The organism is Brevundimonas sp. KH_058 (assembly GCF_057838505.1).
The window spans coordinates 446,801-470,304 of the sequence record NZ_CM174469.1 but is presented as its reverse complement, the minus strand read 5'-3'; the positions used below and the strand labels follow the sequence as shown (position 1 = coordinate 470,304).

Genomic DNA, 23,504 nt, shown 5'->3' with positions numbered 1-23,504 from the left:
TTCAACGGGCGTAGCGGTCGTGGACGGGGTCGTAGCTGTCCCAGACCTTGCCGTCGGCCAGCGACCGCAGCAGCTTCAGATATTCCGCGTGGGCCCAGGCCAGGGGCGTTGCCGAATCCGTGTTCTGGCCAAGCGCATAGTCCCTGGCGGTCGGATCGCCGACGCCGTCCCAGACCTGTTCGGCCAACATCAGGCCGCCGTTGGCGAACCGCTCCATGCCGCGCACATAGGTCTGGCGGATGGCGGCGATGTCTGCGGCCGACGGCGTGCCGTTCACGGACGCACGCGCCAACTCATAGTGCCCGCGTTCGCCGGTGAAGAAGGGCCAGACCCGGCCGCGCTGACCGGGGCTCATCTCGCCGCCGACACCGTAGTTGGCGCCCGTCAGATGATCTTCGCCATAGCCGTCGACGCCGTAACGGCGCCAGCCCGGCGTCTTGTCGCCCTCGGGGCCGAAGTCGTAGCGAACGCGATACAGCGGCTCCAGCGACTGATCGTCATAGACGGGCAGGGTGGACAAGATGTGGGGATCGTCGGCCTTGCGCACGCCGTAGCGGACCAGTTCCAGGAAGCCGCCGTCCACGACGCGATCCTCAGCCGGCGCGATCTGGCCGTTGGCGGCGCCGATCGGGGCCTTGTCGTTGGGGTTCTCGTTCTGGGTGATGCGGATGAAGTAGCGACCGTCGCCGAAGTCGCCGTTGGTGGTGAACATCCGGTCTTCGATCTTGGAGGCATAGTTGTCGGCGGCGATCTGATACCGCGTGGCGCTCGTCGCATCGCCCGAGGCGCGGGCCATTTCGGCCGCGACCGTCAGGCCGGCGACCACGGCGGCGGTGCTGGACGGCGAATAGCCCTGCTGCTCTTCCCAGCGTTCCTGCTGGGTGAAGGGTGGCTTGATCTCGGCATCGTTCCACAACAGGCCGATCTTGCCGCCGTCCACCAGGAAGTCGGCGGCCGGTTTCAGCATGGACTGATAGTGTTCGGTCATCTGGGCGTCGGACAGCCAGCCCATCTTCCACAGACGATAGCCCAGCATGATCGGCATGGCCGTCTGGTCCAACTGAACCGCGACCCACTCCAGTTCGCCATCGACGTGGGTCTTCTGCAGGAACCAGCCGCCGGCGCCGGTATTTCCGGGCGTGTTTGCGCCCACCTGAACCTGCGGCAGGTAGTTGAAGGCCGCTAGCGGCGTTTCCTTGTCGCCCAGCGCCGCGAGAGCCATCGCCACCTGATAGAAGTCGCGCGGCCAGACGGCCTTGTAGCCGGTGGAGGACTTGGACGCGTCCACCGTGTCGCCCCATGGGTTGGACAGGGATGCGATCAGGGCGCCGGCATGGGTGCGATCCTCCTGCACTTTCAGCATCAGGGCCGAGGCGTAGGCCAGCTTGCCGCCGTCCGTCGCCTGCTGCGCGATGCGCGGCAGCTCGGTCAGGGAGGCGACATAGTCCTCCCAACCCAGGCGCTCGCCCTCGCCGTTGAAGCGGGCCAGCACCTCGTCCAGGCCGGTCCCGAATGCGCCGTCCGCAGCGGCGCGGGCCTTGACCTCGCTGTCGCCGAAGCCGATGACGAAGTCACGGGTCAGGGTCGAGCTTTCACCCATGTGCGGCAGGGCGCCGGTCATCATGGTGTTGCCGGCCTGATCGCCCGTTGAGGTGTAGTTCCAGTCCAGCTTGCCGTCCTTCAGATCGGTCAGACCATCGGAGGCGCCGACGAAACCAACGCTGGCCTTCTCGAAGGCCTCGCTGGGTTTCAGGAACAGATGGGTATCGCCTTCCCAGGCATGGAAGCCGTCGCGTGTCACTTCGCCCCTGTCGTCGATCCCGGTGTTGGCGATGTGTGGCTCTAGCAGCAGATAGGGCGTCACCTCGCCCTTCAACGCCTTGATAGTGACGCGCAAAACCAGGGCGTTGCGGTCCGGGTCGGTGAAGATCTGTTTCTCGATCTCGAAGCGGCCGTTCTTGTCCTGGGTCAGGACGCGATAGGCGGGCGACAGCGGGCGACCCTGAGCATCGACATGCAGGTATTCGGTGCGGCTGGTGGTGTCGTCGCCCTCCACGACCAGTCCGTCGTGGGTCACGCCGACGAAACGCAGGGCCTTGATCTGCGCCTCATGGATCAGGCCGTACATGGTCTCGGTCAGGACGCCGTCGGCGATGGAAAACCAGACCTTGGATACCGCGCCGGTCGGGCCGCCGTCGCGGTATTGGCCATCGACATAGGCTTCATACGACGCGCCCGCGCCGGTCTTGGCGGCGCTGGACCAGACGGGCGGCGCGCCCGGTGCGCCGGGGGCTACGGACTGGGCCGAGGCGGCGGAGGCGAGGGCCAGGCTGGCGACGCCGGCGAGGCAGAGGGTCTTTGACATACGCATGGAGGTCCTCACGGATTGTGCGTGGGGGGAAGCGAGCGGGACTCGCGGACGAACAGCGCGCTGACCGCAGCCAGCACGAAGGAGACGGCGCCCAACACCAGGGCCCAGATGGCCTGGCCGTCGAACAGGGTCTTCAGGATCAGGCCCAGGACGGTGGCGGCAAGCAGTTGCGGCACGACGATGAAGATGTTGAACACGCCCATATAGACGCCCATCTTCCGGTCCGGCACCGCCGCCGAAAGGATGGCGTAGGGCATGGAGACGATCGAGGCCCAGGCGAAGCCGACGCCGATCATCGGCAGCCACAGCAGGCCTGGCTCTCGGATGACGAAGACGCCGAACAGGCCCGCCGCGCCCAGCAGCAGCATCAGGGCATGGGTCGCCTTTCGCCCGATCCGCTTGGCCAGCATGGGCAGGGTGAAGGCGGCCAGGGCCGCGACGCCGTTATAGACGCCGAACAGAACCCCGACCCAGTCGGCGCCCGTGGCGTAGGCGGCCGAGGTCGTGTCGGTCGTGCCGTAATGGACGCGGGTCACGGCGGCGGTGGTGTAGATCCACATGGCGAACAGGGCGAACCAGCTGAAGAACTGGACGATGGCCAGGCCACGCATCGTCTCGGGCATGCGGAAGATGTCGTTCAGGATTTCGGTCGCGGCGTTGGTGATGCGGCGGCGCTGCATCACGCCGACCGCGATCTGAAGCAGTCCGAAACCGGCGAAAAAGCCGGCCAGGACCAGCAGCTCCTTTTCCAGATCCAGCAATGAAATCAGCACGAAGCCCAGCGCGCCCATGGCGGCGCAGACCAGGCCCGAAGTCATCCAGCCCTGAACGCTGCGCGCCGGCGCCTCGGGGCCGTCGTCGGCGGGGGCGCCCAGGGCCTTCTGCTTTGCGCGTTCGAAGGCGGCGATCTGTTCGGGGCTGTATTCTTTTGTGCTCAGCACCGTCCACAGCACGGCTGCGAACAAGCCCGCCGCGCCGACGTAGAAGGCGATCTTGACCGACAGCGGAACGACCCCGGCCTCGGCCGTCGAGGCGATGTTGAAGACGTTGGACAGCAGCCACGGCAGGGTCGAGGCGAAGACCGCGCCGGCGCCGATGAAGAAGCTCTGCATCGCATAGCCGGCGGTGCGCTGCTCCTCCGGCAGGTTGTCGCCGACGAAGGCGCGGAACGGCTCCATGGTGATGTTGATCGAGGCGTCCATGATCCACAGCATGGCCGCGGCGAACCACAGGCTGGGGCTGTTGGGCATGGCGATCAGGGCCAGGGTCGTGGCGATGGCGCCGACCAGGAAATAGGGGCGACGACGCCCGAACCGCGTCCAGGTCTTGTCGCTGAAATGGCCGATGATCGGTTGGACCAGCAGACCCGTCAGCGGCGCGGCGATCCACAGAATGGCCAGCGAATCCACCTCGGCGCCCAGGGTCTGGAAGATGCGGCTGGTGTTGGCGTTCTGCAGACCGAAGCCGATCTGGATGCCGAAGAAGCCGACGCACATGTTCCAGATCGCCAGGCCGGACAGTCGCGGGCGGTGTGAGAGGAGGGTCATGGGCGCACACCTGATCCTTCTCCCCTCGGGGGAGAAGGTGGGCGGCGAAGCCGCTCGGATGAGGGGGCTGCCGAATACGGAGTCCACGTCGAACGATCGGGATGCTGAGCCAGCCCCCTCATCCGTCTCGCTCCGCGAGCCACCTTCTCCCCCGAGGGGAGAAGGACATCATTGGCGATACTCACCGCCGCGCCCTTCCAACCGGCACGAACCGGATCGCCTGGCCGCCGCCGGGAGCCAGGGCCAGGGTTAGGACGTCGGCCGACGTGACCTCGCGCTGTTCGATGACGATGTCCTCGCGCTTGCCGCGATAGTCGGCGTTCGGCCCGTCGCGGTAGATTTCGGCGCGATAGCGGCGCCCGTCGTCCAGGAAGTCGAGGGGCGCGGTCAGGACGCGCGGATGCTCGTCGGTGATGGCGCCCAGGGCCCAGACGTCGGAAGCGCGGTCCTTACGCGCGATGGCGACGTAATCGCCGATCTCGGCCGCCAGCACGCGGGTCTCTGCCCAGTCGCAGGGCACGTCCTTGATGAACTGGAACGGACCCGGATTGGCCTCGTAGTTGACCAGCAGATCGGCCGCCATCTGGATCGGGCTGTAGATGACGACATAGAGGGCCAACTGTTTCGCCCAGGTCGTCTGCACGCCGCCGGGGCTGCGCGTCTCCATGCCGAAGATGCCGGGGGTATAGTCCATCGGCCCGGCCAGCAGGCGGGTGAAGACCAGGTTCGGCTCGTGCTCGGGCGGATTGCCAGGGTTGCCCCAGGCCGAATATTCCATGCCGCGCTGGCCTTCGCGGCTGATGATGTTGGGATAGGTGCGGCGCAGGCCCGTATCCTTGAAAGGCTCGTGGGCGTTGATCGCCACCTTGTGGCGGGCGCCGGCCTCGACGACCTTCATATGGTGCTGGGCCATCGCCTGGCTCTCGTGCCAAGCCATGACCATCTGTCCGTCCGGTCCGGCGACGCGCGCGCCCTGCGCATCCGCCACATAGCCGGTCTTCACCGAATGGACGCCGAGACGTTCATACAGCGCCATGGCCGGTTCGAGCTGCTGCTCATAATGGAAGGCGTTGCCGCCGGTTTCGTGGTGGCCGATCAGTTGCACGCCCTTGGACCGGGCGTGGACGCAGACCGCCTCAATGTCGAAATCGGGGTAGGCCTCGGTGAAGCTGAAGTCCGAACCGTTGGCGAACCACTGGCCGTCCCAGCCCTTGTTCCAGCCCTCGACCAGGACGCCGCCGAAGCCGTTCTGGGCCGCAAAGTCGATGTGCTTGATCGTATTCTCGGTGGTGGCGCCGTGCTTGGGGCCGGAGTTCCAGCTCTTCAGCTCAAGGTGCATCTCCCACCAGACGCCGACGTATTTCATCGGCTTGAACCACGACACGTCGCCCAGCTTGTTGGGCTCGTTCAGATTCAGGATCAGGCTGGAGTCGATCAGGCCAGCGGCGGTGTCGCTGATCTGCAGCGTGCGCCACGGGGTGTTGAACGGCGCCGCGCGCACCACGGCGGCGTTGGTCAGGCCAGGCGTCAGTTGGGCGCGGAAGTTCGTGCCCTCGGAGCGACGCAGGTTCATGCCGGCGTAGTCGATGCAGGCGGCCTCATGGATCGAGACATGCAGGCCCGACTGGCCCTTGACCGTCATCGGGGTCTGGGCGCTGCCGACCGCATCGATGGGCGTGCGGCTGTAGAGGTATTCCTCGCGGTTCCATTCCCAGGCTGGGCACCACAGGGCCTCGCCGTTTTCGGCCAGGTTGAACTCGGTCAGCTCCGACCCGATGCGGACGGTCTTCAGCGCGGGCTGGTCCGGGAACTCGTAGCGGAAGCCCAGGCCGTCGTCATACAGGCGGAAGACCACGTCCACGTGGCGTTGCAGGCCGCCGGTCTCGGCATAGGCGACGCGCCATTCGTTGTAGTGGTTGCGGATGAACTGGCGCTCGCCCCAGGGCTGCTCCCAGGTGTCGTCGATCGTGACCGGCTGACCGGCAGTCAGGGCCAGACCGCGCTCGATGGCGGGGGCGTCGGTCAGCAGGAAGCCCAGTTTGGACGGCGCCACCACGACCCGGCCCTGACGCAGGACCGAATACATCGGCCGGCCGTCGTTGTCGGTGAAGGCCTCGACCGTCAGCACCCCACCCGGCGACGACGCGCGGGCGTGGGTCGGCGTGGTCTGGGCACGAACGCCGGTGGCGCCGAAGGCCAGGATCGAAACGCCGCCGAGGGCCAGGAAGGATCTGCGCTGCATCATGGGAACTCCGTTACGCCGCCTCTTGCCAACCGCCGCGAACGGTGGCTGAAATATTTGCAGAAAAATTTGCAGCGTCGAAACGCTGTCGTGAGGACCCGCGACCTTGAGCCGCAAGACAACCCGTCTGGAAGACATCGCCCGCTTGGCGGGGGTGTCCATCGCCACCGCCTCGCGCGCGCTGAACGACAGCCCCGCCGTCAACGACCGCACCAAACAGACGATCTGGAAGCTGGCCAAGGAGCACGACTATCCGTTCCGCCGCCACATGCCCGCGGGCCCCATCGGCGCCCAGGGCACCATCGCCCTTGTCGTGCCGCGCCCGCAGGGCCGCGAAGGGCGCCTCAGCGATCCCTTCTTCCTGGAACTGCTGGCCGGGGTGGGCGAGGCGGCGCGCGAGCGTGGCTGTGATTTGCTGATGAGCCATATCTCGCCCGCCAACTATGACGAGCTGTCGGGCGCGCTGAACACCAGTCGTGCGGACGGGGTGATCTTCCTGGGGCAATCCAGCCTGCACTCGGCCTTCAACCGGCTGGTGGACGCCGACCATCGTTTCGTCGTCTGGGGCGCCGAACTGCCGGATCAGGACTATTGCTCGATCGGCTCGGACAATATCTCGGGCGGACGGCGTGCGACGCTTCATCTGGCGCGGCTGGGTCGAAAGCGCATCGTCTTCCTGGGCGATCTGGATCCGCCCGAGTCGATGCAGCGGCACCGCGGCTATCTGGACGCCCTGGCCCAGGCCGGATTGGCGGTCGAGCCGGACCTGATCGTATCGGCCCATTTCGAGGTCGAGTCGGCCGAGTCCACGGTGGACGCCCTGATCCGACGCGGCGTCGCCTTCGACGGGGTGGTGGCCGCCTCCGACCAGATCGCCCTGGGCGCCGTGCGCGCCCTGCTGCATGCGGGGATCGACGTGCCGGGCCAGGTCTCGGTCATCGGTTTCGACAATGTGCCGTTCAGCCGCTACTCGCGCCCGGCCCTGTCCACCATCGCCCAGGACACGATGAAGGCCGGCCGGCTGATGGTGTCCAAACTGCTGGACCACGGCGGCGCCGACGTCGGCGCCGGCCGGTCGGAGCGGGTGCCCACCGAGCTGATCGTGCGCGAGACCTGCGGCGGCTGAACCCATCTTCAGACCGTGAACAACAGGCCGGCGAGGGGCGGCAGGGTCTGTCCGTCCGCCTCGGTCCAGTTGATCGCCTCGATACGATGCGCCCCCGCAGGCGGCATCCAGTCGACGGGGACGTGGCCCAGGTTGAAGACGCACAACAGGCGCTCGCCGTCGCCGCCGCGCTCGAACCGTTCGAAGACCACCAGACCCTGGGGCGCGTCGACCAGGTCAAGACCGCCCAGGCGCAGCGCCGGATGGGCCTTGCGCAGTGCGATGACGCGGCGCGCGACATGCAGGGTCGAGGTCGGATCGGCCTCCTCAGCATCGACGGCCAGCGTCAGATGGCGCGGATCGACCGGCAGCCAGGGCTCGATCGTCGAGAAGCCGGCGTTGGGCGCCGACGCCACCCAGGGGATCGGGGTGCGGGCGCCGTCGCGGCCCAGCGTCTGGGGCCAGTTGGCGATGGCCTCGGGATCGACCAGCCGCTCGAACGGCACCTCGGCCTGGGGCAGGCCCAGTTCCTCGCCCTGATAGACGAAGACATTGCCGCGCAGGCACATCAGCAGCAGCAGGGCCATCTGGGCGAAGGCCTTTTCGTCGCGACCCTCGGCCCAGCGCGACACCGCGCGCGGCGCGTCGTGGTTCGAAAAGGTCCAGGACGGCCAGCCTTCGCCCTGCTGGTCCGGCCACATGCTGTCGCCCACGCCGATCAACTCGGGCTTCAGCGCATCGGCATAGAGGTAGAGGAAGCCGTAGGCGGAATGCAGCCGGTCGTTCCCGGCGGTGAACGCCTTCATCTCGCGATCGGCATGGTCGCCGCCCACCTCCGCAACGGTGAACCGGCCCTCATAGCGGTCGGTCAGGGCGCGGACGCGGTTCAGGAAGCCGATGATGTCCGGGTGGGACTGGTTGTAGATCTTGTCCTGGAAGTCGAACGGCCGCGTCCGCTTCTTGCCGTCGGCGATGGGCGGGTTGTCGCGCAGGCTGGGGTCGTGGATGGCGAAGTTGATGGCGTCCAGGCGGAAGCCGTCCACCCCCTTGTCCAGCCAGAACCGCGCCGCCGCGATCAGGGCGTCCTGCACCGCCGGGTTCCTGACGTTCAGCTGAGGCTGGGAGGCCAGGAAGTTGTGCATGTAATACTGGCCGCGCCGCGCGTCCCAGGTCCAGGCCGGGCCGCCGAACACCGACTGCCAGTTCGACGGCGGCGAACCGTCCGGCTTGGCGTCGGCCCAGACGTACCAGTCGGCGTGTTCGCCGTTTCGGCTGGCGCGGCTGTCGATGAACCAGGGGTGTTCGTCCGAGGTGTGGGAGAACACCTGATCGATGACGACCTTCAGGCCCAGGCCATGAGCGCGCGCGATCAGGGCGTTGAAGTCGGCCAGCGTGCCGAAGATCGGATCGACGTCGCAATAGTCCGACACGTCGTAGCCGAAGTCCTTCATCGGCGACGTGAAGAAGGGCGACAGCCAGATCCCGTCCACGCCCAGCGAGGCGACGTGATCCAGATGCTCGGTGATCCCCTTCAGGTCGCCGACGCCGTCGTCGTTCGAGTCGGCGAAACTGCGTGGATAGATCTGGTACAGGACCGCCCCCCGCCACCAGTCGTGAGCGAGGGCAGGGGCGGCGTCAGCCGTGGAAAGATCGAGAGGCTGGGCGGTCACGGGACGCTCTTGCAGACGAGGTAATCGAGGGGAGGGACGCGGACGGCGACACTGGCGGGCGCCGAGGATTGGACGGCGCAATCACCACGCAGACCCTGCCACCGAAGCGAGCCGGGCTCCACCTCGACCTGGGCTGCGACGGGCGTGGTGGAGGTGTTGAACAGGATCAGGATTTCACTCCCTTCCTCGCCCCCGTCCTGGCCGATGCGCGAAATGGCGAACAGGCCCGGCTTGTCGCCATAGGCGCGCACCACCTGACGACCGCGTCGTAGGGCCGGTTCGGCGGCGCGGATGCGGGCCATTTCGGAGATGGCGCGATACAGGGGCGCGTCGGTGGAATAGGCGGGCTGTCGGCCGCCGACGGGCGTCTCGTTCGCATAGACCGGGGTCTGGCTGGGCCACATGTCCTGGCGCGAGTTTCCGTATCCGCCCGCGCCGGCGAAGCCCTGTTCGTCGCCGTAATACAGGGTCGGCACGCCCCGGCTGAACATCATCAGTGCATGGGCCAGGGCGATGCGCGACTGCAGTTCCGCGTCGTCGGCGTTCGGATTGGCCTGTTTCACGAAGAAACCGACCCGGCCCATGTCGTGATTGCCCAGGAAGGTCGGCAGGATGGCGGCCGTGTCGGCGCCCTTGTCGTAAATCGTGTCGGCGTCGAACAGCTTGGCCAGGGCGTCGGTGCCGACCTTGCCCGAGGCCGCGTCCACCGCCTGTTTCTGGAACGGGAAGTCCAACACGGCGGGATAGCCGTCGACCCGGGTGAACCGCGCCGTCACGGCCGGGTCGGGATCATAGACCTCGCCGAAGATGTGGAAGTTGGGAATGCCCTTGGCCTCGGCGCGGGCGATCATGGCGGGGATGAAGGCTTGCCAGAACTCGGGGTTCACGTGGCGGGCGGTGTCGATGCGGAAGCCGTCGATGCCGTATTTGTCGATCCAGCCGCCGAAGACGTCGATCATGCCCTGGATCACGACCGGATCTTCGGTCAGCAGGTCGTCCAGACCGGCGAAGTCGCCGTCCAGGCTGCTCTCGCCCGAAAACGTGCTCTCGCCCCGGTTATGATAATGGATCGGGTCGTTCAGCCAGGCCGGAACCTTGGCGGTCTCCTCGCCGGTCGGAACATAGGGGGTGTAGGCGTAGTCGGGCCCGGTCAGGCGCGAGAAGTCGCGACCGTCGAAGCCGTCGTTGATCGGCGCGCCGCCGCCGCCGCCGCGACGCGTGTAGGGATAGTCGGCGCGACTGCGATAGGCGCAGCGGCCTTCCGGGCATTCGCGATATTGGATCACGTCGGCGGTGTGGTTGGCGACAATGTCCAGATAGACCTTCATCCCGCGCGCATGGGCCGCCTCGACCAGGGCGCGCATCGACGCCTCGTCGCCGAAGTGCGGATCGACGGTGGTGAAGTCGGTGATCCAGTAGCCGTGGTGGGCCGCGCCGGTATAGTTCCCATCCGACTGGACCGGCTTGTTCTTGAAGACGGGCGCCAGCCAGACCGCCGTCGCGCCCAGGCCCTGGATATAGTCCAGCCGCTGGGTCACGCCCGCCAGGTCGCCGCCGTGATAGAAATCCGTGTCGGCCGGGTCGAAACCGCTCTTCAGCCGCTCGGCTAGATAGCCGCCGTGATCATTCGACGGATCGCCATTGGCGAACCGGTCCGGCAGCAGGAAATAGATCACCTCGTCCTGGGGCAGGCGCTGGCGCAGGTCGGCGAGGCTGTCGGCGCTGGCGTTGGAGGCGATCAGCAGGCTCGCTGCGGCCGCCATGGCGTGCAGTCCGTTTCGGACGGCGGTCCTCTTCCTCATGGCGCTCGCTCCCTGCCGTCTGGAAAATGCAAAGCCTTCCAGATCGATTTGCAAGATTTTGCAGCAATGGCCGGGCCTGTCAACGCGGGTTTAACTTGCTGCAACGCAGCGCAAGCGTCGCCGTTCATTGCTGTTTGTCCGGTGTGTAGGGGCTTGGGGCGACGCCGGGGGAGGGCCGAAATCGGGCGGTTACATTAACTGCTTGCAACCTTGCCAAAGATTTGCATATTTTTGCGACGGCTTCAGACTGCGACGCTCAGAAACGCGGTAAGCCCCAGGGAGGATGACCATGTTCCAACGTCTCAACCGGCGCGCGCGCCTGCTATCCGGCGTCGCCTTCGGCGCAGCCGCCATGATGTCGGTCGGCGCTGCGCACGCCCAGACCGCCGCCACGACGCCCCAGGCCGACGATCAGGCGACCGAGGTCGGCGAGATCGTCGTCACCGGCATCCGCCGCTCCATCGAAGCCTCGATCAACGCCAAGGCCAACAACACCTCGATCGTCGAAGTCATTTCGTCGGAAGACATCGGCAAGCTGCCGGACGTCTCCATCGCCGAATCCCTGGCGCGCCTGCCCGGCGTAACGATGCAGCGCCTGGACGGCCGCAGCCAGGCGATCTCGATCCGGGGCCTGGGTCCCGACTTCACCACCGCCCTGCTGAACGGGCGCGAGCTGGTCACGACCGGCGACAACCGCGGCGTCGAGTTCGACCAGTTTCCCGCCGAACTGCTGTCGAGCGTCGTCGTCTACAAGACCCCGGATTCGTCGCTGATCGGTCAGGGCCTGGGCGGCACCGTCGACCTGCGCACTGTGCGCCCGCTGGCCTATGGCCGTCAGGCCCTGGCGCTGAACTATCGCCGCGAGTGGAACGACATCGGCGCCCTGAATTCGGGCACGACCGACAAGGGCGACCGCTACACCGTCTCCTACATCGACCAGTTCCTGGACGGCACGCTGGGCGTGGCCCTGGGCTACGCCCGCATGAACTCGCCCTATCAGTCGGAAAGGTTCAACGCCTGGGGCTATCCGAACTACACCGACGGCAATCTGCTGACCGGCGGCGTAAAGCCCTATGTGATGTCGTCGGAGTTGGAGCGCAGCGGCTATATGGGCGTGCTGGAATGGCGCCCGAACGACCGCATTCACTCCACGATCGACGCCTTCTATTCCGAGTTCAAGAACACCCAGGTTCTGCGCGGCATCGAGTTCCCGCTGGCCTGGGGCGGTTCGTCCGGTGACTGCACCGTGAACGTGCCCTCAGCCGTCTGCCGTCCGGGGCCGTCGCTGCGTCCTGGCTACACGGTCGATAACGGCCTGATCGTCGCGGGCGCCTGGGACAACATCAAGGGCGTCGTTCGTAACGACCTGAACAAGCGTGAAAGCAACATCACGGCCCTGGGCTGGAACACCGAGTTCGTCCTGAACGACGACTGGTCGGCGACCCTGGACCTCAGCTATTCCAAGGTCGAGCGTAACGACATCATCCTGGAAACCAACGCCGGCACCGGCCGCAATATCAACGGCGCGCTGGACACCCTGGGCTTCCAGTTGACCGACGACGGCGTGACCCGTTTCACCAGCCGTCTGAACTATGCCGATCCGGCCCTGATCCGCATCACCAGCCCGCAAGGCTGGGGCGGCGACGTCATTCCGGGTGGCCAGGCCGGCTATATGAACACACCGTCCATCGAGGACGAGATCAAGGCCGTGCGTCTGAGCGCGACGCGCGAACTGCATCAGAGCCCGTTCAAGTCGATCGACTTCGGCTTCAACTACACCGAACGTCAGAAGAGCTTCGTCAACGATCAGTTCTATCTCGGCGTCCCCGGCGGGGGCGACCTGACGGTGCCGAGCGCCTTCCTGCTGGCTCCGACCGATCTGGGCTATCTCGGCATCAGCGCCGTGCTGAGCTATGACGCGCTCGGTCTGGTCAACAGCGGCGCCTTGAACCGCATTCGCAACCCGAACGCCGATGTCACGGCGGGCAACTGGGAGGTGACGGAGAAGGTCTCGACCAGCTACATCCGCGCCAACATCGACCACAACGTGTTCGGCATGCCGCTGACCGGCAATGTCGGCATGCAGTTCGTTTACACGAATCAGCAGAGCCAAGGCTTCTCGGCGCGTCAGGTCGGGCCGGGCGTGTCTGAAACGATCGCCGTCAACGGCGGCGCCGAGTATCTGGAGATTCTGCCCAGCTCGAACTTCATCCTGCAGATCGGCGACGATATGTTTGCGCGCTTTGCGGCCTCACGCACTTTGGCCCGTCCGCGCATGGACGACATGCGCGCCTCGCGTAACTTCAGCTATAACGCCGGTCTGGCTCAATCGACCGACATCAACCAGTCGCCATGGGGCGGCGGGGGCGGCAATCCCGAACTGCGGCCGTTCATCGCCGACGTCGTGGATTTGTCGTTCGAGAAGTATTTCGCCAACCGCAAGGGCTATGTCTCGCTGGCGGCCTTCTACAAGAACCTGGAAAGCTACGTTTATAACCGCAACCAGATCGTCGATTTCACCGGCTATCCGATCGGCACGATCTCGCCGACCAACCCCGAGCCGGCCCTGCGTCAAGGTCTGGTGGGCGCCCCCGACAACGGCGAAGGCGGCTGGATCAAGGGGCTGGAGTTCTCGATCTCGGCGCCGTTCGACATCTTCCATCCGGCGCTGGAAGGCTTCGGCGCCCAGTTCAGCGCCTCGACGACGGACAGCGAGGTCCAGCCCGATCCGACCCAGGCCCCGACGGCCCTGCCGGGCCTGTCGGAGAACGTGATCAACGGCACGCTCTATTATGAGCGCTACGGCTTCCAGTCGCGCATCTCGGCCCGTCACCGCTCGGACTATCTGGGCGAGGTCGCCGGTTTCGGCAACGGCCGCACCCTGCGTTCGGTGGCGGCGGAAACCGTCGTCGACGCCCAGATCGGATATCAGTTCCAGGCCGGTCCGCTGGAGGGTCTGTCCATCCTGGCCCAGGTCAACAACCTGACCGACGAACCGTTCAAGACCTTCCAGAACGGCGATGAGCGCCAGACCATCGATTATCAGAGCTATGGCCGGACCTTCGCGGTCGGGATGAACTACAAGTTCTGATCTCCCCCTCTTCTGAGCAAACTTGGGCCGCCGCGTCCGCGAGGCGGCCCTTTTCTTTGCCTGCGGCGCCGACGGTCCCTGGGAAAGTTTCGTTACAGACGACGCTTTTCGGCTGGACGCCTGTCGTGCGATGTCGGAACCAAGCAGGACGAGAACCGCGCGACAACAGCGCGGCCGTTCTGTTCCACTGGGGGATTTCATCCATGACCATTCCAGACGCCGGAAAACGCCAGGGCGCGGGCCTGGCCTTCGCCTATGTCACCACCCTGTTCTTCGCCTGGGGCTTCGCCACATCGCTGATCGATCCGCTGATCGCGGCGGTGAAGCGGGTGTTTGACCTGAACAACGCCGAGGCCTTCCTGACGACCTTCGCCTGGTTCATCGCCTATGGGCTGATGTCGCTGCCGGCCGCCTCGGTGCTGAGCAAGCTGGGTTACAGCCGTTCGATCATCGGCGCCCTGATTGTCATGGTTGCGGGCTGTCTGATCGTGCCGGCCGCGACGGCCGCCGACTGGTATCCGGGCGTGCTGATCGCCCTGTTCGTCATCGCCTCGGGTGTGACCCTGTTGCAGGTCGCGGCCAATCCGCTGGTCGCCGAACTGGGCAGCCCCAAGGGCGCGTCCAGCCGCCTGAACCTGTCGCAGGCCTTCAACTCGCTGGGCACGACGATCGGCCCGTGGCTGGGGTCGCACGTCCTGCTGACGGGGGGCGTCTTCGCCGCCGGCGCGGTCGTCACCGTCGCCACGCGCACCCAGTCGCTGCGCAGCATCGACATGGCCTTCCTGGGCATGGGATCCTTCTTCGCCCTGGTCGCCGTCTTCATCTTCACGGCGCGCAAGAAGATCAACGCCGCCGCCCCCGCCACGACCAACGCTGTTTCGCCGCTGAAGGCGCTGTCCTCGCCCTGGGCCATCTTCGGCGCCCTGGCCATCTTCCTCTACGTCGGTTCCGAAGTCGCCATCGGCGGCATGCTGACCAACTTCCTGGAAAGCCCCGACATCCTGAACGCCCCCATCGAGACCGCGGGCAAGATGGTCGCGCTCTACTGGGGCGGCGCCATGGTCGGCCGGTTCATCGGTTCGGCCGTCCTGACCAAGGTTCGTCCCGGCATCGTCCTGGTCTGCTGCACCGTGGCGGCGGGGATCCTGTGCCTGATCGTCAGCCAGATCGGCGGCCCGACGGCGGCATACGCCGTGCTGTCGATCGGCTTGTTCAACTCGATCATGTTCCCGACCATCTTCACCCTGACGCTGGAGCGGTCCACCGCGCCGACCTCGGCGACCTCGGGCCTGCTGGTCTTCGGCATCATCGGCGGCGCCCTGTTGCCTCAGGTCGCGGCGCACATCGCCGATGCCGCGGGCCGGCTGCAACCCGCCTTCATCGTGCCGATGCTGGGCTATGTCGGTCTGACCGTCTTCGCCATCGCCTGCATCCGCACCAAGGCGCGGGCCGAGGTGACCTCGACCGCCTCGCACTGAGACCGGTCGTCGGACAAGACAAAGGGCGCGGAGGTTTCCTTCCGCGCCCTTTTGCATTCCGGGGTGTGATCAGCCGTCGATCAGGGCCTGAAGGATCGGCGCCAGCCGGTCGCGCATCCGCTCGCACTCGGCGGGTTCCAGATCGAAACTGCCGCCGCCCAGCTCGCGGCTGACGGACATGCCCATCAGGAAGCCGGCCAGCACCCGTGCGCGAACCGTGGCGTCCGGTCCGCTCAGCCATTCCTCCAGCGGCCCGAAGAAGCGCTGGGCGCAGGTGGTCTGGACCATCTCCGACGCCTTGGCCGAACCGATGGAGCGCAGCATGATCGACATGCCCTTCAGCTTCTCGGCCTTCTTGGGTTCGAAGACGATCTCGTGGGCCACGCGCCGGCCGAAATCACCCTTCTCGCCTGACATCAGGGCGCTGCCGTCGCCGCAGCTGTCCAGCGCGGCCAGGAACAGGTCGTCCTTGGATCCGAAGTAGCGGCTGATCAGCGCCGCATCGACGCCGACGTCCCGCGCGATGTCGCGCATGCCCACGTCGTCGTAACTGTCCGCCGCGAATCTCTCACGCGCAGCATCGAGAATGGCCGTGCGGGTCGCGGCGGCGTTCCTCGGGCGTGGGCCGGGACATAACAAGGTGATGACACTCCACAGGTGAATAACCGTAGATCACATATGGCTTTGTCAACGCCTGTTGACAAGCGGCATGGCCCCGATCATTAAGTCACCACGCGTTGACAAGGCCGACTCCCCATCGGCCTCTGTCCGCACGACTGGGATTTACCTCCGACAGGGAGAATGCGCAGATGCGCGGGCTGAAGATTGCGGCTGTATCCGTCATGGCGACGGGTGCGCTTTATGGTTGTTCCCCCAAGGCGGAAGCTCCGGCGCAAGGCGCGCCACCGGTGACGGTGGCGACGCCGTTGCAGCAGAAGGTGCGCGACTGGGACGAATTCACGGGCCGCTTCGAAGCGATCGAGAACGTGCAGGTGAGGGCTCGCGTCGGCGGCTATATCCAGGCGGTTCACTTCCGCGACGGTCAGATGGTCCAGCGCGGCCAGCTGCTGTTCACCCTGGACCCTCGTCCGGCGCAGGCTGCATTGGCCCAGGCCCAGGCCCAGGTGACGCAGATGCAGTCGCAGGTCACGCTGAGCCGCGCCAACCTGGCCCGCAGCGAGACCCTGCTGGCCTCGCAGGCTGTGTCCAAGGCCGAGTATGACGCCAACAAGGCCGCCGTCGACGCGGCCCAGGCCAATCTGGCCGCCGCCAACGCGGCCGTCCGTACGGCGCGTCTGAACCTTGAATATACCCGCGTCACTGCGCCGACCTCGGGCCGCGTGTCCGACCGTCGCGTCGATCCGGGCAATGTCATCGCCGGCGGATCGTCGGCCGGGGACGTGCTGACCACCATCATCTCGGGCGGCCCGATCCACTTCGTCTTCGACGGCTCGGAAGCGGTCCTGCTGAAGTATCTGCGTGAAGGCGGCGCCAACCAGGGCGCGACCGTCAACGTCCGTCTGCAGGACGAGAGCACCTACAAGCACAGCGGCCGTCTCGACTTCTCCGACAACGCCGTGGACACGAACTCGGGCGTCATCCGCCTGCGCGCCATTCTGCCCAACGCCGACGGCTTCCTGCGCCCCGGCATGTTCGGCAGCGCCCAGGTCGCCGGCGCCGGCGCCTATGACGCCCTGTTGGTCCCGGATTCGGCCGTCGGCACCGATCAGGCCCGCCGCACCGTCGCCGTGGTCAACGCCGACGGCACCGTGACGAACAAGGCGGTCCAGCTCGGCCCGATCGTACAGGGCCTGCGCGTCGTGCGTTCGGGCCTGGCCCCGACCGACCGCGTCATCATCGCCGGCCTGCAACGCGCGGCTCAGCCGGGTTCGAAGGTCACGCCCAAGAACGGTCAGATCCAGCCGGTCGCGGCCGATGCTTCGCAGGCGCCGGTCACCCAGGCGGCCCCGGCGTCCAGCGCCTCGTTCGCCAACTCCATTCCCGCTGGCTAAGCCATGAACATCTCCCGCTTCTTCATCGACCGGCCGATCTTCGCGGCCGTGATCGCGGTGGTGATCACGATCATCGGCATCGCCGCCTATCCGCTGCTGCCCCTGTCGCAGTATCCGCAGATCGCGCCGCCGACGATCACCATCAACGCCGCCTATCCCGGCGCCTCGGCCGAGACTTTAGCCGAGACCGTCGCCGCCCCCATCGAGCAGGAGGTGAACGGCGTCCAGAACATGCTCTACATCACCTCCTCGTCCACCTCGGACGGGGCGGTGGCGATCACCGTGACCTTCCAGCCCGGAACCGACCTCGATTCTGCACAGGTGCTGGTCCAGAACCGGGTCGCCCTGGCCGAACCCCGCCTTCCCGAGGCGGTTCGCCAGACGGGCGTCGTGGTCAACAAAGCCGAGAGCGGCTTCCTGATGATCCTGGGTCTGACGTCGCCCGACGGGACGCTGGATAACGATTATGTCGGCAACTACGCCAACTCGACGCTGCGGGACCGTCTTCTGCGTATCGAAGGCGTGGGCGCGGTTCAGGTGTTCGGCGGCGGCAACTATTCGATGCGCATCTGGATCGATCCGGCCAAGGCGGCCGAGCGCGGTCTGACGGGCCCCGAGATCGTCGCGGCCCTGCGCGCCCAGAACGTTCAGGCCGCCGCCGGTTCCATCGGCCAGCCGCCGTTCCCCAACAGCGCCGCCTCGTTCCAGCTGCCGATCCAGGTTCAGGGCCGTCTGACCGATCCCGACGAATTCTCCAAGGTCGTCCTCAAGACGGACGCCCAAGGTCGAGTCACCTATCTGCGCGACGTGGCGCGGATCGAACTGGGCGCCCAGGACTACGGCATCCGCGGCTTCTTCGACGGCAAGCGCGGCGTCGGCGTCGCGATCGTTCAGCAGCCGGGCGCGAACGCGCTGGGCACCGCAGATCGGGTTCTGGCCGAGGTTGACGCCATCAAGGCCGATCTTCCGGCGGGCATGAACGTCTCCGTGCCCTACAATCCGACCGAATTCGTCGCCGCCTCGGTGAAATCCGTCCAGAACACCGTGCTGGAGGCCATCGTTCTGGTCGTCATCGTCGTTCTGGTCTTCCTGCAAAGCTGGCGCGCGGCGATCATCCCGATCATCGCCATTCCCGTGTCCCTGGTCGGCGCCTTCGCGGTGCAGCTGGCGTTGGGCTATTCGATCAACTCCCTGTCCCTGTTCGCTCTGGTCCTGGCGGTCGGCATCGTCGTCGATGACGCCATCGTCGTGGTCGAGAACGTGGAACGGGCCATCAGCGAAGGCCTCAGTCCGAAGGAGGCCGCCTATCGATCGATGCAGGAGGTTTCCGGCGCTCTGATCGCCATCGGTCTGGTGCTGATCTCGGTCTTTATCCCGACCATGTTCGTGCCCGGCATCCCCGGCATCTTCTACCGCCAGTTCGCGGTCGTGATCGCCTCGGCCTCGATCATCTCGCTGTTCATTTCCCTGACCCTTTCGCCGGCCATGGCCGCCCTGCTGCTGAAGCCGCACAAGAAGGACCATGTGCATGCCCGCAAGCCGGGCGTCCTGGGCGCGATCGTCTATTACGCCGGCTGGGCCGGGCGTAAGTTCAACGAAGGCTTCGACTGGCTGTCGGACCGTTACGGCCGCCTGACGGCGCGTCTGGTTCGCACGGTCGGCCTGGTGCTGATCATCTATGCCGGTCTGCTGGGCCTGACGGCCTGGCGCCTGATCGACACGCCTTCGGGCTTCATTCCCGAGCAGGATCAGGGCTTCCTGATCGGCGTCATCCAACTGCCGGCCGGCGCTTCGCTGGATCGCACGCAGGCGGTGATGGAACGCGCCAGCAAGATCATCCAGGGCACGCCCGGGGTGAACGGCACCGTGGCCTTCGCCGGCCTGGACGGCTCCAGCTTCTCGTTCGGCTCCAACGCCGCCACCATCTTCGTGCGTCTGAACGCGTTCGAGGATCGCACCAAGGAAGAGGCGGCTACGGCGCTGGCCGGGGCCATCACCCAGGCCACCGGTCAGATCGAGGACGCACAGATCTTCGTCATCGCTCCCCCCGCGGTGCAGGGTCTGGGCACCGGCAACGGCTTCTCGATGATGATCCAGGATCGCCAAGGCGCCGGCTATCGTCCGCTGGAAGGCGCGACCTTCGCCATGATGGGCGCCGCCGCCCAGGCGCCGACCCAGGTCAGCCAGGTCTTCTCGATCTACAACACCGCCTCGCCGCGCATCACCGCCGACGTCGATCGCGACAAGGCGTTGATGCTGGGCGTCCAGCCCGGCGCCGTGTTCAACACGCTGGGGGTCTATCTCGGCTCGTCCTACGTCAACGACTTCAACATGCTGGGCCGCACCTTCCGGGTGACGGCGCAGGCGGAGCCGACGTCGCGCGACGACATCGCCGACATCGCCAACCTGAAGACCAAGTCCACGTCGGGGGCCATGGTGCCGATCGGTTCGGTCGCCAATCTGGTGAACGACTCGGGTCCGGCCCGGATCGTGCGTTACAACCTGTTCCCGGCGGCCGAGCTTCAGGGCAACGCCGCAGCCGGGGTGTCTTCCGGCGAGGCGCTGCAGATCATGGAAAACATGGCCGCGCAGACCCTGCCCCAGGGCTTCTCCTACGAATGGACGGGTCTGGCCTATCAGCAGAAGGCGGCCGGTTCCGGCGCCACCATGATCTTCATGATGGCCGTGGTGTTCGTCTTCCTGGTGTTGGCGGCTCAGTATGAGGCGTTCACGCTTCCTCTGGCGGTCATTCTGATCGTGCCGATGTGTCTGCTTGCGGCCATCATCGGGGTGAACCTGCGGGGTCTGGACAACAACATCCTGGTCCAGATCGGGCTCGTCGTTCTGATCGCCTTGGCGGCCAAGAACGCCATCCTGATCGTCGAGTTCGCCAAACAGGCCGAAGAAGACCAGGGCATGAACCGGTTCGAGGCAGCGGTCGCCGCCGCCAAGACCCGTCTGCGTCCGATCCTGATGACCTCGTTCGCCTTTATCCTCGGCGTCGTGCCGCTGATGCTGGCGACGGGTCCGGGCGCGGAGATGAGGCAATCGCTGGGCACGTCCGTCTTCTCGGGCATGCTGGGCGTGACCTTCTTCGGCCTGATCTTCACGCCGGTCTTCTATGTGGTCAGCCGCTGGCTGTCCTCGAAGCTGCCGCAAGGTGGAAAGCCCAAGCCCAAGCCGACCACGACCCCAGATACGGCCGTGCGTTACGACGAAACCAGCGACCTGACCGATCCGAACGCTCCGGCGCCCGCGACCGGCCGGGGAGGGGACATCTGATGGCCCGCAACAAGACCCTCAGCTTCCTGACCGCTGCGGCATCGAGCGCCCTGCTCGCCGCCTGCGCGGTCGGGCCCAAGGCGCCGGTCGCCGATCTGCCCGTCGCCGGGACGGGAGGCTTCGTCGGCTCGGCCAGCCCCACCGTCTCGACCGCTGCGGCGCGCGACGACTGGTGGCGGCTGTATGAAGACCCGACGCTGGACGCCCTGATCCAGCAGGCCTTCGCCGAGAACAACCAGCTGGAAGCCGCCTTCGCCAACCTGCGCGCCGTTCGGGCGTCGCTGTCGGAGGCCCGCGTGGGCCGTTTCCCGACTACGACGACCAGTGGCGGGGTCACCCGGTCGCAGGGTTCGTCGGCCAGTCTGGCGGCTCAGCCCGGTATTCCCGCCGGCACGACGATCCCCGAGATCGACACCTATGACGTCGGGATCGAGGCTTCCTATGAAGTCGACCTGTTCGGCCGGGTGGAATCCACCATCCGCGCCGCCCGCGCCGACGCCCGCGCCGCCGAGGCCGCCCTGGCCACGGTCCAGGTGACGGTGGCGGCCGAGACGACCCGCGCCTATGCCGATACCTGCTCGGCCAATGCGCAGATCGCGGTGGCCGAACGGACGCTGGAGCTGCAACGCAACACCGCCAACCTGACGCAGACCCTGCTCGACGGCGGGGCCGGCACCGGTCTGGACGTGGCCAGCGCCCGAGCGGCCCTGGCTCAGACGGCCTCGACCCTGCCGACCCTGCGCGCGGCCCGCAACGAGGCGCTGTTCCGCCTGGCCACCTTGACCGGGGTCACCCCCGCCGAGGCCAGCCAGGCCGCCGCCGCCTGCGTTCGCCCGCCGCAACTCAGCCAACCGATCCCGGTCGGCGATGGCGCGGCTCTGCTGGCGCGTCGTCCCGACGTGCGTCAGGCCGAGGCCAACCTGGCCGCCGCCGCCGCCCGTGTGAACGTGGCCACCGCCAATCTGTATCCGCGGATAACCTTGGGCGGTTCCTATGGTTCGACGGCGCTGGACGCCGACGGCTTGGGCGATTCTGGCAATACGCGCTTCAGCTTCGGTCCGCTGATCAGCTGGTCGTTCCCGAACGTCTTCGCCGCCCGCGCCCAGATCAAGGCCGCCGGCGCTCGTTCGGACGCGGCGCTCTCCACCTTCGACCAGACGGTGCTGACGGCCCTGCAGGAGACGGAAACGGCCCTGTCCAACTACGCCAACGAGCTGGACCGCCGTGCCGCCCTGACCGAGGCGCGCGACCAGGCGGCCCGCGCCGCCGACCTGTCGCGCCTGCGCTTCAACGCCGGCGCCGACAGCTTCCTGCTGGTGCTGGACGCCGAACGCACCCAGGCGGCGGCCGACGCCGCCCTGGCCCAGTCCGACGCCCTGGTCACCACCTACCAGATCGCCCTGTTCCGGGCGCTGGCCGGCGGCTGGCAGACCGACAGCTGACCGGTTCGCGACAGCGGAAATGACGAAGGGCCGGGCGACGCATCGCCCGGCCCTTTTCGTTCGTCCACAGTTCTTGCGAACATTTTGTTCCGCATTTGTTCTCGCCGTGCTCTAACCGTTTTCGGCGGTCGGCGGCGCGATGGAGGATCAGATGAACGACGGGATACTGGCCCATATGATGGCGGAATTGGATGCAGAGCTGGCGCGGGCGGAATCGTCCTTGCCCGCCCATCCCGAACACACGCGCCAGACCGAGATCATGCGCGCCCTGGCCTTGGGGCTGGGTAACTTCGAGCGGATGCGGACGCACGACGTGCATCTACTGGCCGCCAGCTTGTCGCCCCGCAGGGCGGCCTCGACCTAACCCGCGGTATTCACCTTGGCCACCACCGACATTCCGGGCGCCAGACGCCCGGCGGCTTCCTGACCGGGATCGATGCGGATGCGGACGGGGATGCGCTGGGCGACCTTGGTGAAGTTGCCGGTGGCGTTGTCGGGGCGAATGACGCTGAACTCGCTGCCGGCGGCGGGGGCGATGCGTTCGACGTGGCCGCGCAGGGTCTGGCCGCCCAGGGCGTCCACGGTGATCTCGACCGGCTGGCCAACGCGGATGTTCTTCATCTGCGTCTCCTTCATATTGGCCGTGACCCAGACCACGTCGGGGACCAGGCCCATCAGCTGGGTGCCGGCGGTGACATACTGGCCCTGTCGCACGCCGATCTCGCCCAGGCGGCCGGGGCGGGGAGCGGTGATGCGGGTGTTGGTCAGATCGATCTGGGCCAGGCGCACGGCGGCCTGGGCGTTCTCGACGGCGGCGGCCAGGCTGTCGCGGCCGACCACGGCCGAGGTGACGCCGGTCTGGGCGATGCCCTCGGCAGCGCGGGCCTGGGCGACCTGGGCCTGGGCGCTGCGCAGGGCGGCCTCGGCGATGTCGACATTGGCCTGAGCCACCCAGCCGCCGGCCTTCAAGGTGCGAGCGCGATTGGCGTCGGCTTGGGCGCGGGTCAGGGTCGCCTCGGCGGCGGCGATGGAGGCGCGCTGCTGGGCCACCGAACCGCGCGCGGAGGCCTGGGTCTGGGTCGAGTTGGACAGGGCGGCCTGCGCCGAATGCAGGCTGGCCTCGGCCTGTTCAAGCCGCTGGCGATAGATGCGGTCGTCGACCTGGGCCAGCACCGCGCCCTGTTGCACGGTCTGGAAGTCCTGGACCGGCACCTGGACCACATAGCCGTTCACCTGCGGGCTGATGATGGTGACCTGGCCCCGCACATAGGCGTTGTCGGTGCGCTGGATCGCGCCCCTGAACGGCGGCAACTGCCAGGCGTAGAGCACCAGCAGCACCCCCAGCAGGGCGACCCCGGCGGCGATGACGGTCCACAGCACGTTCTTCTTGGGCGCAGGCGCAGACGCCGGCGCGGCCGGGGCCGGTTGAGGTGTGGGGGCGGGCGGGGCGGCGTCGGTCATG

At 66.9% G+C, this 23,504-nt stretch carries 14 protein-coding genes; 7 read left to right on the top strand and 7 right to left on the bottom strand.

Annotation, left to right across the window (positions count from 1 at the left end):
• Position 1 precedes the first annotated feature (1 nt).
• The 3 genes from AC3ISA_RS02170 to AC3ISA_RS02160 form a co-directional block, all read right to left on the bottom strand.
• Complete coding sequence (locus AC3ISA_RS02170) at positions 2-2,371, bottom strand: glucan 1,4-alpha-glucosidase (RefSeq protein ID WP_489179143.1); 2,370 nt, start codon at positions 2,369-2,371, stop codon at positions 2-4.
• A gap of 8 nt (positions 2,372-2,379) precedes the next feature.
• Positions 2,380-3,918 (bottom strand): MFS transporter, encoded by a 1,539-nt coding sequence (locus tag AC3ISA_RS02165; protein ID WP_489179142.1) that lies wholly within the window; start codon positions 3,916-3,918, stop codon positions 2,380-2,382.
• Positions 3,919-4,099: 181 nt separating this feature from the next.
• The gene (locus AC3ISA_RS02160) at positions 4,100-6,163 is read right to left on the bottom strand and encodes a glycoside hydrolase family 97 protein (protein ID WP_489179141.1); all 2,064 of its coding nucleotides are present in this window, start codon (positions 6,161-6,163) and stop codon (positions 4,100-4,102) included.
• A gap of 103 nt (positions 6,164-6,266) precedes the next feature.
• Between AC3ISA_RS02160 and AC3ISA_RS02155 the strand changes: the two genes are divergently transcribed.
• On the top strand, positions 6,267-7,286 hold the full coding sequence (locus AC3ISA_RS02155; protein ID WP_372692962.1) for a LacI family DNA-binding transcriptional regulator: 1,020 nt from the start codon (positions 6,267-6,269) through the stop codon (positions 7,284-7,286).
• A gap of 8 nt (positions 7,287-7,294) precedes the next feature.
• On the opposite strand, the gene AC3ISA_RS02150 is transcribed toward AC3ISA_RS02155, so the two are convergent.
• Both AC3ISA_RS02150 and AC3ISA_RS02145 read right to left on the bottom strand, forming a co-directional pair.
• Positions 7,295-8,935, bottom strand: a complete 1,641-nt coding sequence (locus AC3ISA_RS02150) for an alpha-amylase family glycosyl hydrolase (protein WP_489179140.1) — start codon at positions 8,933-8,935, stop codon at positions 7,295-7,297.
• Positions 8,932-10,737 carry an alpha-amylase family glycosyl hydrolase gene (locus AC3ISA_RS02145; RefSeq protein WP_489179139.1) on the bottom strand — a complete coding sequence of 602 codons (1,806 nt, stop codon included), beginning with the start codon at positions 10,735-10,737 and terminating at the stop codon, positions 8,932-8,934. Before AC3ISA_RS02145 ends, AC3ISA_RS02150 begins: the two co-directional genes overlap by 4 nt.
• 289 nt (positions 10,738-11,026) lie before the next feature.
• On the opposite strand from AC3ISA_RS02145, the gene AC3ISA_RS02140 reads away from it, so the two are divergent.
• Together AC3ISA_RS02140 and AC3ISA_RS02135 are read left to right on the top strand one after the other, a co-directional pair.
• Positions 11,027-13,828: a TonB-dependent receptor gene (locus AC3ISA_RS02140; protein WP_489179138.1), complete on the top strand. Its 2,802-nt coding sequence runs from the start codon at positions 11,027-11,029 to the stop codon at positions 13,826-13,828.
• Between the two features lie 203 nt (positions 13,829-14,031).
• Positions 14,032-15,306, top strand: a complete 1,275-nt coding sequence (locus AC3ISA_RS02135) for a sugar MFS transporter (RefSeq protein ID WP_489179137.1) — start codon at positions 14,032-14,034, stop codon at positions 15,304-15,306.
• Positions 15,307-15,375: 69 nt separating this feature from the next.
• On the opposite strand, the gene AC3ISA_RS02130 is transcribed toward AC3ISA_RS02135, so the two are convergent.
• On the bottom strand, positions 15,376-15,945 hold the full coding sequence (locus tag AC3ISA_RS02130) for a TetR/AcrR family transcriptional regulator (RefSeq protein WP_489179136.1): 570 nt from the start codon (positions 15,943-15,945) through the stop codon (positions 15,376-15,378).
• Between the two features lie 170 nt (positions 15,946-16,115).
• On the opposite strand from AC3ISA_RS02130, the gene AC3ISA_RS02125 reads away from it, so the two are divergent.
• The 4 genes from AC3ISA_RS02125 (at position 16,116) to AC3ISA_RS02110 (ending at position 22,406) form a co-directional block, all read left to right on the top strand.
• Positions 16,116-17,318: an efflux RND transporter periplasmic adaptor subunit gene (locus tag AC3ISA_RS02125; protein ID WP_489179135.1), complete on the top strand. Its 1,203-nt coding sequence runs from the start codon at positions 16,116-16,118 to the stop codon at positions 17,316-17,318.
• 3 nt (positions 17,319-17,321) lie between these two features.
• Entirely contained in the window at positions 17,322-20,600 is a 3,279-nt protein-coding gene (locus AC3ISA_RS02120; protein WP_489179134.1) for an efflux RND transporter permease subunit, read from the top strand.
• A complete protein-coding gene (locus AC3ISA_RS02115) occupies positions 20,600-22,042 on the top strand; it encodes an efflux transporter outer membrane subunit (RefSeq protein WP_489179133.1) in 1,443 nt (480 codons plus the stop codon). The genes AC3ISA_RS02120 and AC3ISA_RS02115 overlap by 1 nt, the downstream gene beginning before the upstream one ends.
• Positions 22,043-22,193: 151 nt before the next feature.
• Positions 22,194-22,406 (top strand): hypothetical protein, encoded by a 213-nt coding sequence (locus AC3ISA_RS02110; RefSeq protein ID WP_489179132.1) that lies wholly within the window; start codon positions 22,194-22,196, stop codon positions 22,404-22,406.
• Here AC3ISA_RS02110 and AC3ISA_RS02105 read toward each other — a convergent pair.
• Complete coding sequence (locus tag AC3ISA_RS02105) at positions 22,403-23,503, bottom strand: HlyD family secretion protein (RefSeq protein ID WP_489179131.1); 1,101 nt, start codon at positions 23,501-23,503, stop codon at positions 22,403-22,405. The two genes, AC3ISA_RS02110 and AC3ISA_RS02105, sit on opposite strands and share 4 nt — an antisense overlap.
• Between the last annotated feature and the right edge of the window lies 1 nt (position 23,504).

What these genes read in the sequence shown, in the direction of transcription:
- AC3ISA_RS02135 (WP_489179137.1), top strand. Translation starts at nt 14,032, where the DNA reads ATGACCATTCCAGACGCCGGAAAACGCCAGGGCGCGGGCCTGGCCTTC.
- AC3ISA_RS02170 (WP_489179143.1), bottom strand. Translation starts at nt 2,371, where the DNA reads ATGCGTATGTCAAAGACCCTCTGCCTCGCCGGCGTCGCCAGCCTGGCC.
- AC3ISA_RS02145 (WP_489179139.1), bottom strand. Translation starts at nt 10,737, where the DNA reads ATGAGGAAGAGGACCGCCGTCCGAAACGGACTGCACGCCATGGCGGCC.
- AC3ISA_RS02105 (WP_489179131.1), bottom strand. Translation starts at nt 23,503, where the DNA reads ATGACCGACGCCGCCCCGCCCGCCCCCACACCTCAACCGGCCCCGGCC.
- AC3ISA_RS02125 (WP_489179135.1), top strand. Translation starts at nt 16,116, where the DNA reads ATGCGCGGGCTGAAGATTGCGGCTGTATCCGTCATGGCGACGGGTGCG.
- AC3ISA_RS02115 (WP_489179133.1), top strand. Translation starts at nt 20,600, where the DNA reads ATGGCCCGCAACAAGACCCTCAGCTTCCTGACCGCTGCGGCATCGAGC.
- AC3ISA_RS02140 (WP_489179138.1), top strand. Translation starts at nt 11,027, where the DNA reads ATGTTCCAACGTCTCAACCGGCGCGCGCGCCTGCTATCCGGCGTCGCC.
- AC3ISA_RS02160 (WP_489179141.1), bottom strand. Translation starts at nt 6,163, where the DNA reads ATGATGCAGCGCAGATCCTTCCTGGCCCTCGGCGGCGTTTCGATCCTG.
- AC3ISA_RS02165 (WP_489179142.1), bottom strand. Translation starts at nt 3,918, where the DNA reads ATGACCCTCCTCTCACACCGCCCGCGACTGTCCGGCCTGGCGATCTGG.
- AC3ISA_RS02110 (WP_489179132.1), top strand. Translation starts at nt 22,194, where the DNA reads ATGAACGACGGGATACTGGCCCATATGATGGCGGAATTGGATGCAGAG.
- AC3ISA_RS02120 (WP_489179134.1), top strand. Translation starts at nt 17,322, where the DNA reads ATGAACATCTCCCGCTTCTTCATCGACCGGCCGATCTTCGCGGCCGTG.